At 37.3% G+C, this 10,733-nt stretch carries 7 protein-coding genes; 6 read left to right on the forward strand and 1 reads right to left on the reverse strand.

Going from position 1 to position 10,733, the window contains the following annotated elements:
* The 3 genes from H5072_RS04075 to H5072_RS04085 all read left to right on the forward strand — a co-directional run.
* Positions 1 to 510: RNA polymerase sigma factor (locus tag H5072_RS04075; RefSeq protein WP_259395888.1), on the forward strand; the 510-nt coding region annotated here is incomplete at its 5' end.
* Between the two features lie 63 nt (positions 511 to 573).
* Entirely contained in the window at positions 574 to 1,551 is a 978-nt protein-coding gene (locus H5072_RS04080; RefSeq protein WP_182692786.1) for a FecR family protein, read from the forward strand.
* A 24-nt stretch (positions 1,552 to 1,575) separates the two neighbouring features.
* Positions 1,576 to 4,431: a TonB-dependent receptor gene (locus tag H5072_RS04085; protein WP_182692787.1), complete on the forward strand. Its 2,856-nt coding sequence runs from the start codon at positions 1,576 to 1,578 to the stop codon at positions 4,429 to 4,431.
* Here the strand turns inward: H5072_RS04085 and H5072_RS04090 are convergent.
* Positions 4,428 to 6,215 carry a metallophosphoesterase gene (locus tag H5072_RS04090; RefSeq protein WP_182692788.1) on the reverse strand — a complete coding sequence of 596 codons (1,788 nt, stop codon included), beginning with the start codon at positions 6,213 to 6,215 and terminating at the stop codon, positions 4,428 to 4,430. The genes H5072_RS04085 and H5072_RS04090 overlap by 4 nt on opposite strands.
* 180 nt (positions 6,216 to 6,395) lie before the next feature.
* Here H5072_RS04090 and H5072_RS04095 point away from each other — a divergent pair, with 180 nt between their 5' ends.
* From H5072_RS04095 to H5072_RS04105, 3 genes are all read left to right on the forward strand, one after another.
* Complete coding sequence (locus H5072_RS04095) at positions 6,396 to 7,457, forward strand: Ca2+-dependent phosphoinositide-specific phospholipase C (RefSeq protein ID WP_182692789.1); 1,062 nt, start codon at positions 6,396 to 6,398, stop codon at positions 7,455 to 7,457.
* Positions 7,458 to 7,478: 21 nt separating this feature from the next.
* A complete protein-coding gene (locus H5072_RS04100) occupies positions 7,479 to 10,202 on the forward strand; it encodes a TonB-dependent receptor (RefSeq protein WP_182692790.1) in 2,724 nt (907 codons plus the stop codon).
* Between the two features lie 363 nt (positions 10,203 to 10,565).
* A partial coding sequence (locus tag H5072_RS04105) for a LysR family transcriptional regulator (protein ID WP_182692791.1) occupies positions 10,566 to 10,733 on the forward strand: 168 nt, incomplete at its 3' end.

Genomic DNA, 10,733 nt, shown 5'->3' on the forward strand with positions numbered 1-10,733 from the left:
CCCCTGCCATCGAATTTAAATATCTCTTCTGAACAAAGCGATGTAAAAAACGTTATCAGCCATATTCGTAAGTTTGTTAGTCGTCGAACAAATAATACCGATGACGTAGACGACCTAGTCCAAGAAGCTTTGCTGAGAACTTTAAATAGAAATGACACATTAGAAATTGAAAACTTTCAGGCGTACATAAATCAAGTCGCAAAGTCTGTTATGTATAGTGATTGGCAAAAAAATAAAAGCCAACCAAATAAAGCAGAAGATATTGAGCTTTTTACAGATGATAATAGCGATCCAGAGGCGCAGTCAATTACAGAGCAAAAGCTCGAGCTTGTTAAAAGTGCGTTGGAAGAGTTGCCACCTTTAAGAAGAAAAGTATTTAAGCTTCGACGTATTAACGGATTAAGTCGCGAAGAAATTAGTCTGCAGTTAAATATGAGCCAAGAATCTGTAAAAAAACATATTACGCGCGCAATGATACAAATAACGCTTCACATAGAAAAAAATCAATAAAAATGTCCCCTTTATTACACTTTTACGCTCTTTATATTTAATCAACGCAGGTTAGGTTTTTTAATGAACGAACAACGCTTAGAACAGGCAGCAGATTGGGTAGATCGGATTAATGATTTAAATGATCATGACCGTAAAGAACTATCGCTTTGGTTAAAATGCACAGAAAATAAGGCTGCATTTGAGAAAATAGCCAATGTATTTGGCGATCCTGCTGTTAAACAGGCTCTACACATTTACACTAAACAATATAGTTTACCGACTCCAATAATTACGCCTAATGCTAAACGTTCTAGGGCTTTCCCTATGCTCGCCTTAGCAGCTAGTTTTAGCGCTATTGCTTTTGCAGTGTACTGGCTTTCTATATCTCAACAAGCGTTTACACCAACACCTATTGCAAAAACAGCAGTTGAAACTAACCTACCTCAGCTTTTAGAAGCACGTTTAGGCAAACGTGTATCTAAGTTATTAGATGACGGTTCATATTTACACTTAAATGCAGATAGTGAGTTGACTGCGCACTTACTACCACACTCTAGGCAAATCGAATTAAAAAAAGGACAGGTTTTTTTTGATGTAGCCAAAGATAAAACACGGCCATTTATAATAAATTCCGGGCAAGCAAGCATTAAAGTACTAGGTACTTCTTTTGATGTAGAGCGCAATAAGGATGAAGTAGTGGTAACAGTGTACGAAGGCAGGGTAGAAGTCTCGGCCTTAGATAAAGTGATATTAACTCCCTCTCAACAAGCTGTTATAAAAAATGGACATATAGCTGTAGATTATAGCCAGCAGTTGACACAACTCCCTGCTTGGCGAATGGGTTGGATTGATGCAAAAAAAGAACCTCTAACCACTGTTATTAAGCAATTGCAGCGTTATAGCCCTATGGTAATTAAAGTAGATAACGCACTAAATAATACTTTAATTAGCGGACGATTTAATCTCGAAACGCCGCAACAAAGCCTTATGCTAATAGCATCTACTTACAACTGGAATGTAGAAAAAAAGAGCAACGAACTTCATTTAACGCGACCTTAAATGAAGTATGTTGATTAAACTCTTATGCTAAAACATGTATGTACATTAGATAAACGTATTTTAGTGTACTTTTTTATTGCTGTTAGTTGCTTAACAGCAATGCCAAGTGCCGCAAAAAACATACATACGTTTGTTTATATACCTGCCGGTTCTCTCAGTGACAGCTTAAGAGAAGTAGCAAATGCATATGCAGTCTCTTTTAGTAGTAACCCTTCACTTATCGACGACAAAACTACATCCACCTTAATTGGCGATCATACACTTGCTCAAGCACTAGATTTTTTATTAATAGGCAGCGAGTTAACATATAAAATTCAAGACAAGGGTTTTGTTATTTTTCAACAAAAAATAAAGACCAATAAAGAAACACTTGAAGAAATAACAGTAAAGGGTATCCGCTATTCGTTGGCTCGCTCACGAAACTTAAAACACAATAATAAAACGATTAGCGAAGCCATTTCTGCACAAGATATTACCGACATTCCCAATACTAACTTGGCTGAAGCCTTACAGTATATTCCGGGTGTAGCCATTACTCGCGAAGCAGGCGAAGGTCGCCAAGTATCAATACGTGGCAGTTATCCTGATTTTAGTTTGGTAACACTCAACGGTATGCCTGTATTGGCAAATAATGATTCACCAATGGATAGTCGAGTGCAAAAACAGCGCGATCGTTCTTTCGACTTCAATATTTTACCTGCCGAACTATTTAAACAAATTCATGTAATTAAAGCCTATTCTGCCGACAAAATTGCAGGTGGAATATCTGGCACTATGGCACTGCAAACTATAAACCCCTTAGATAATGAAGGATTTAAATTTATTATTACACCAGAAGTCGGCTACAACGACTATGTGGGTACAGGCGCAAAACGCTATTCAAGCTTAATTTCTAACACGTGGAATAATTGGGGGGTACTTGCAAGCGTTGCGTACACAAACAGAGAATCGTTAGAGCAAGGCGCTAATACATTTCGCTGGCGAAATATTGCCATAGAAGGCGCTGATCTCTCGGCGTTAACTCAATCACAAGCTCAGCATTTAACTCAAGGCGATTATATAATCCCTCGCGGTAATCGCTACTCGGTATGGCAAGCAACCCAGCAGCGATTTGGGGCAAACCTATCTGTAGAGTATAAAAACGAAACCACGCATTTTGATTTTGATATGCTCTCAGGTTTTTTAAAAGGAGAGCGGCATGAATATCATTTATACCCTAGAGGGGATCAGTCAACGCCTATAATTAAAGGGCTAACAACAATTAAAGACATTCAAGCTAATGAAAATAATGAGCTTGAGTATGCACGTTATGAAAATGCACGCGTGGCAACCGAAAGCCGAACTCAAAAAATAAATACGGCATATCAGCAAGGCGTGCTGTCACTTTCCCAGCAACTAGATAAAAATTGGAAAATAAACGCCATATTAGGAAACGAGCGCTCAAAGTATGACATTCCTTACAGCAATAAAATTTATACTCAAGGTGTAAGTGACGTTACAATTGATTATCGTAAAACGCCATTTTATGCAGATATTAAGTACAGCGAAAACTTGAAAAATCCGACGATGTGGCAAATGCATCATGGTGATATAGAGCAATACAATTCAAATAGTGAGTACACCTTCGCAAAATTAGATTTTCAATATGACGTTAATAGTTTAATAACTCTTCAATTTGGGGCTGACTGGACTCTGTTTGAAAATAAAATGAATAACGCACAGCAAAACGATATTTTTTTTAATGAAATATCCGATACACCACAACAATTAATTGACCTTCCTGCATCGTATGTTTCATCGCAAAATGCACATAAAAAACAGCAGTGGTTAAAAATAAACACTAATGAGGCACTTAAGCTTTATGGCATTGACCCATTTAATGTACAAGCCAATAATTTTTTAATCACGACTAAAGCTGAACATATAAAGGAATATAGCAGAGGTGCTTATACTCTATTAAGTACAGAGCAAGAAAAATGGGAGGCTCATATAGGTGTACGTTACCAATCAGAATCTATAACATCTTACACTCAAGCGCCTTACTCTCCGATTTTGTATAGTCTATGGCTTCCAACTTTTAATGGGTCATATTTTATTAACGATAATTGGCGATTTCGTGCAGGACTTTCTAAAAACTATTCAAAACCATTACTAAATTCACTCAATTTTGATGGCTCAAACGATACCCCCAATAGTACAAAATACATATTTAACTCAAATCTAAAACCTTACTTATCTTATAATAGCGATATTTCCTTAGAGGCTGATTTTAGTAGTCGCAGTTCGTTTAACATATCACTTTTTTATAAAGATCTAGAGGATTACATAGTCACAACACAAGCGCCTTTATTTGAAGATTCGCCGCCTACAACCTCCGATAGTCAATTACTTTGGCTAAGTAATGCAGAAACGGGCTATCAGTGGGGAGCCGAGGTAAGTTTAAACTACTTAATACATAATTCTGGTTGGGGCATTAATATACAAGCGGCTTATAATAAAGGTAAAGTCACCTATTATGACTCAAATAGTGGCACTGCTTTATTTAAAAAAAACCTGCCTTTTTTATCTAAAATTACCGCATCAAGTATGATTTTTTACGACCACCCTAAATTCAATTTTAAACTCGGCGCTATTTTTAGAGATAAATATTTAGTGCGTGCTGGCAGCCTTTTACTCGATGAAAACGAAACCGGATTTATGCCGACCATCTATTGGGATGCAAGTGTAAATTATTATTTTTCTAATTATTGGAAACTTAAATTTAGCGCATTTAATCTCAGTAATGAACAAGAGCAACAATACAGTAATTCAACCCTCAGAGCTTACAACTCAACCACAAGTGGACGTACCTTTTACTTAGGGTTGAGTTATCAGTATTAAATGATTTTTCCTGTTTTTAAATCAACGCGGAAATTCTCCCCCTGGGTATGTTGACTAAATTTTGCCATTACTTTTATTAACAGGGCTAAGTATTGCTGTATTTGCGTATCTGTTTTACATGTCGATTGTGCTAAAAAAGTATTTAGTTGTTGATAAGTAAGACGCTTTTGAGGTGTTATATCTGCTGTTACATCACCATTTCTTAATAAATAAAAATCTTGAAGCCATTCTTTTGTCGATACAGCTTCAAGCTGAGAGAGCAAATTAGGCGGTGCTTCATTTAAACATTGCATATTTGTAAACCAATCGGCTAAATGATGATTGTCATTTAACCATGCCACTAAATTTTTAGGCCAATCGCGTTTTAAAAAACGCTGTTTAATCAGCCCAAATAAATGTTGCTTGGTAAAATCACCATAACTCTTTGAGTTCAAAATAGTGCGGTCAAAATTACTAAGATTATGCAAGTTACGATACTGCCATTCCTTTTCATATAAACTAAATAAGTTATTAAAACCCGGCACATCGTCTAATGTATGAGTACTAATAAGCGCGGTTTGCTTAGCTAAATTTAGCTCTACAACTTTATAGGCCGCTTTGTAAGCCGCTAAACTTGGCACTTGCACATTAACTAACTGGGAGTGCTGATTACTGGTTATCAGCGCCGTATCATTTAAATGCATATGCCCTGCAAAATGGAGCGTTAACCCTGTATCTGCCAGTATTTTTGCTGTACGTGGTGTTGGCACTCTTGGTAGAGAAAAATGACCACGGCTAAACACTTTATGTAATTCGTCATTTGCATTGTCGTAAAACTCCCCCATTGGAAAGTGACTAAATGCAACCAGTGTTTTATTTTGCGTTTTGGCTCTTTTTACAACCGTTTTTATCCACTTTAACAATAAAGGCTTTGCATCAATTAAAGCATTATAGCCAGCACCAGACGACCCTTTAAAAGTGAGCGGTGAGTTTTGCCATTGCGGTGCATAAACATTGGCATCAATTGCCATTAACCAAACCCCTTTTATAGGCTCAACTAAATAACTCGCATCGGGCATGGTGATACAGTGTTTTTTGTTATTGGGGTTACACCATATAAACTCTCGGTTTTTATAAGGCGTTTCATATAGCACATCACCTTTATGTTTACTAAACCCAAAGTCATTGAGTGTGCTTAGTATTTCAGCGTATCCCCAGTTTTTTAAACCATCATCACATACAGATTGCTTAGCCATACACTTTTCATGTTGATAACTATAAACACCAAACTCTTTACCTTGCGCCATTAAAAAGTCCGCTTTACCTGCCGGTGTTGTATATGGTTTTACGGGATCGTGATTACCCGGTATGGCAAAGAAACGCATTCCATATTTCTTTTCATAATGACCTAAAATACGCGCCAGTGCCCGCACATTAATAGGTTGACCATCATCAGTAAAATCGCCAGGTAAGGCGACTAGTTTTATTTTTTTTTCGGCTAATTCATCTAATACATGTAAAAAAACAAAATAATTTTCATTAAAAAGACGTGTTGAATGAAGCTGGGCAAGCATACTACGCACTAGTAATGGTTGCTTTGAGGTAACATCCTTTGGTAGTTCTATATTATCTACGTCATGTAAATTAGCAAAAATATCATGTAGATGAATATCAGCTAAAAATGCCACTTTAACCGTCTCCATCTGCGACGCACTTTTAACCTCAAAGTACTCAATAGCACTTACTTTGCATGTAATACATAACCCAATCCATAGTGCTAACCATAGTACTTTGACTCTAATCATGATGGCTTTATCCCGTTTTTATTTCACTCATTATTTAGAGCGAGGTAATGGATAAAAGGGGACATAAAATTTTATAAACATGCTTTTCTATTATGAAACTTTTATTAAATGCATATTTTTGTGTCCCCTAATTTATAAATGCTCGCTCTTAGATAGCAAACTCAACAATTGAGACGTGCTATGCCATTTTTTATTTTTATTTTTTTTGCAGGTTATGTAAGCAGTGTTAGCGCTAAGCCATTAAACACCCTGCAAATGATTGGCTCACATAACAGCTATAAAAAAACATTAAACGTAAGCGTTAAACATAAATTAAATGATTTAAGCCCCAAGCTAATGGCCCGTATTGATTACGGTCATTCATCTATTATTAAACAGTTAAATAGCGGTGTTCGCCATTTAGAAATTGACGTTTTAAAAGACCCTAATGGGGGTTTATACATAAAACCTTGGGCTAATACTTTTGCAACAACGCCTTTGTTTAATGAGTTAGAAAAAAAGCAATTAGCTACTCCTGGATTTAAAGTAATGCACATTCCCGACATTGATGTGCAAAGCCATTGTGTGTTGTTTAGTGGCTGTTTGAATACATTGAAAGCATGGTCAGAGGCAAATCCGCAGCACTTTCCAATTGTTGTAATGCTCAATGTAAAAGAAACACGATCTGATTTAGTTCTGGGGAATAATCCACTTAAATTTACACCGAAAGATTATTATTTACTCGATGAAGTAATTCAAAAATCGTTACCTAACTTATTATTCACGCCAGATGATTTACGCAAAACGCCATTATCTTTAAACCAAACAGTCGTTAAGTTTGGGTGGCCAAGTACACGTGCCTTAGCAGGTAAGTTCATATTCTTATTTGATGGCAATACACAACAATCCGCACTTTATAAACAAAATAGGCCTTCGTTAAAAGGGGCTAGCATGTTTGCCCATTATGATGAAAACCACCCCGAAGCTGCTTTTATGATTGTGAACAACCCTATACGCGACTTTTATAAAATTCAGCAACTTGTATTAAAAGGCTTCATGGTGCGTACCCGCGCAGATGCAAATTTAAGTGCCACTAATTCGCAACGAACAATGCAGTTTAATGCTGCAAAAAATAGCGGCGCACAAGTAATTTCAACCGATTTTATACCCGGCTCGCCACAGCAGGCGCGCTTTAACTATGTGGTGCAATTTGACGGAGGTCATTTAGTGCGCACAAACCCTTTTATTAATAATCAACTTTAAATTAAAAACCAAGGAAGCATCATGTTGAACAAACCATCTCGTACGCTTTTAGCAACGGCTATAATGAGTTCATTAGGCGCGTCTAATTATGTGTATGCAGAACAATCTGCGCAAACAGAAGTGGAAGAAATTGTTGTACAGGGTTATCGCAACAGTTTGTTAAAGGCAAAAGATTTAAAACGAAATGCTGTGGGCGCACAAGATTCTATTGTGGCTGAAGATATTGCAGATTTTCCCGATCTAAATCTAGCAGACTCACTACAACGTGTACCTGGCATTGCCATAACTCGAGAGGGCGGCGAAGGCCGACAAATTTCGTTACGAGGCTTGGGTCCAAACTTTACACAAGTACAACTCAACGGTATGGAAGCTTTAGGTACATCGTCTTCAGCAATGGATAGCCGAGGTTCCGTAAGTCGCTCTCGCGCTTTTGATTTTAATATATTTGCGTCTGAGTTATTTCAACGCGTTGATGTGAAAAAATCATTTTCAGCCGAAATGGATGAAGGCGGCATAGGCGGCACTGTTGGGCTTCATACAGCTAAACCATTTGATTTTGATGGTTTTAATACTGCTCTATCAGGTCAACTTGGCGACAACTCACAAACCGATGATGTTAGCCCACGTTTTGCAGCTCTGATCTCAGATACTTGGGATGATAAATTTGGCGCATTATTTTCAATTGCATACAGCAAACGTGATGTAAATGAGCAAGGTTACAATACGTATCGCTGGCGCAAAAAAAATGCTTCAGGCTCTGATATCTCAAATCTTTCAGGTGAACTACAAGACAAAATTAACAACGAAGAAGTGAGCTTTTCACGTGGTAGCCGTTATTCGTTATTTGAAAACCAACAAGAGCGCCTAGGGACAACACTTGCCCTGCAGTATCGCCCAAGTAATAACCTTGAATTTAGTTTTGACGCTCTATATGGTGAACTGAATAATGACCGCAGTGAATACCACTTACAAAATAGAGGTTCTAGTTCAACAGCTATTGGTTGTACTGGACCGGCTTATAACAACGAGCAAATATGCTCAAAGCTAACAACTCTTGAAATAAATGAAAATAACGACGCTATTTACTCAGTATACGAAGATGCCGCAATACACTCAGAAAGCCGCAGCCAATATGCAGACACTAAAATAAGTCAATTTGTATTAAAAAGTGACTGGCAAATTACAAACGATTTAAATATGACCGCTCTCGTGGGGCGCTCAGAAACCAAATTTAATACAGGCAGTGTTAAAGTTTACCTAGAAACATTTGGCGATGAAACTATTGATTATCGCAAGGATGCTTATTATGGGGAAAATACATACGGGTTTGATCCTACTGACAGTAGTTTGTTCCGCTATCACGAAATTGATATATCTGAAGAAGAAATCACCAATACATTTGATTCTATAAAATTAGATTTTAATTACACGCTTAACAATACTTCAAATATAAAGTTCGGTGTATCTAATAAAAAGTTTGAAAGTGAAAACGGTGAAACTAAATCTGATAACGTTAACCGCAGCGATTGGGAAAATGGCGTACTGGATGACACGGTAGATCCAAGCCTGACATTTACCAATACCGCGCACAATAAACAGCAATGGGTAAGTGTCGATGTACTAGGCACCCTAGCAAGTATGAATATCGATCCTAATTTAGATAATCCTGATTTTACCGATAACGTACAAGAAAAAACCTTTGGCGCTTATTTGCAATACGAAGCTGAATGGGAATTGGGCTCAGGTTATTTAATGGGTAATGCTGGTGTACGCCATTACAATACTAAGACCAACGCCGTAGGTTTAATAAATGGAGAAGTAGTTGATGTTGAAAACACCTACTCAGGACTTTTGCCTGCTATAAATTTAGTTTGGGATAGTAATAACAGTTTAGTACTTCGTGCAAGCTATGGCGAAAATCTCACCCGCCCTTCGCTCGGTGCATTAGTGCCAACAGGCGTTGTACAAAATGATGCCACATCAACCAATGGCCTTAGTATCAGTTCAGGAAACCCAAACCTTAAACCTTACGAATCTGTTAACTTCGACTTTTCAGTCGAGTACTATTTTGAAAACATTGGGTATGCGGCCGTAAGTTACTTCCATAAGTCTATCGATAACTTCATTATCACCGAAACATATGATATCCCGTACAGTCAAACCGGATATCCTCTTAGCTTTTTAGGCGACGTAGACGAAAACGGTAATCCGCAAACAGCAAATACTGTTTTCACCGTTATTCAACCACAAAACTTAGATGAAAGTGATATTAGTGGCTGGGAGCTCGCTTTTCAACGAGACCTCGACTTTTTGCCAGCTCCGTTTAATAACTTAGGTGTTATTGCTAATTATACATTTGCTGATGGTGAAGCGCTGTACCGTAATGTGGGTAACTCAGGTGTTGATCAATATAAATCATTCCCTGGGCTGTCAGAACACTCTGGTAACTTTACAGTATATTACGATTCTGATTCATGGGGCGCACGCGTTGCAGCAGCTTATAGAAGTGACTATATTGCATCGGTACAAGCCGGTAACGGCGACGAAGACGAAAATGGTTTTCATGCCAGTACATACATAGATGCATCAGCATTTTATCAGGTTAATGAAAAGCTAAAGCTCACTATAGAAGCCAGTAATTTAACTAATGAACGAGAAGAGCAGTATTCAGACTCCAATGATCGTTTATACAATACGACGGTTAATGGCCGGACTGTTTATTTAGGTGCCAGTTATCGTTTCTAAATTATAAAAATGAAGCTCTACTTTTGTGTAGAGCCTTTTATTATTCTTTAGGTATTCACCTAAAAAGACGACTTATTAATTCACTTAATTAAGCGAATTTATATAGAGCACTCGATGTAAATCACTATTTGTAAATCTACTTTCAACGGCTTTAACAAACATGACTTAAAACTACTTTTAATTAATTTAGCTGTTCAGATTGAGTTACGTTATTTACCAGTGCTCTTATTGAGAGTTATTAAATTAAAATCACATAAAATTTGGTTGCCTAATTTCAGTTCTTCCCTCCCCCCTTAATCTCTAATGAAATTTTAAAGCGTCGCTGTTAATATTGCCTACATCCTAAACAATAAAGTAGTTCTGATGGCAGCTAGTTATTCTCTCGATGATTTACGTTACTTTTGCACCATAGTAAAACTAGGTAGCTTTAAAAAAGCATCAATAAGCCTTGATATGTCACTATCAACTTTGAGCCGTAGAATACGTTTATTAGAGCAAGCTCTGCAATTAACGTTACTAAATCGAGATGCA

The sequence above is a fragment of the Pseudoalteromonas sp. SR45-5 genome (genome assembly GCF_014163565.1).
GTDB lineage: Bacteria > Pseudomonadota > Gammaproteobacteria > Enterobacterales > Alteromonadaceae > Pseudoalteromonas > Pseudoalteromonas distincta.

What these genes read in the sequence shown, in the direction of transcription:
- H5072_RS04080 (WP_182692786.1), top strand. Translation starts at nt 574, where the DNA reads ATGAACGAACAACGCTTAGAACAGGCAGCAGATTGGGTAGATCGGATT.
- H5072_RS04095 (WP_182692789.1), top strand. Translation starts at nt 6,396, where the DNA reads ATGCCATTTTTTATTTTTATTTTTTTTGCAGGTTATGTAAGCAGTGTT.
- H5072_RS04085 (WP_182692787.1), top strand. Translation starts at nt 1,576, where the DNA reads ATGCTAAAACATGTATGTACATTAGATAAACGTATTTTAGTGTACTTT.
- H5072_RS04090 (WP_182692788.1), bottom strand. Translation starts at nt 6,215, where the DNA reads ATGATTAGAGTCAAAGTACTATGGTTAGCACTATGGATTGGGTTATGT.
- H5072_RS04100 (WP_182692790.1), top strand. Translation starts at nt 7,479, where the DNA reads ATGTTGAACAAACCATCTCGTACGCTTTTAGCAACGGCTATAATGAGT.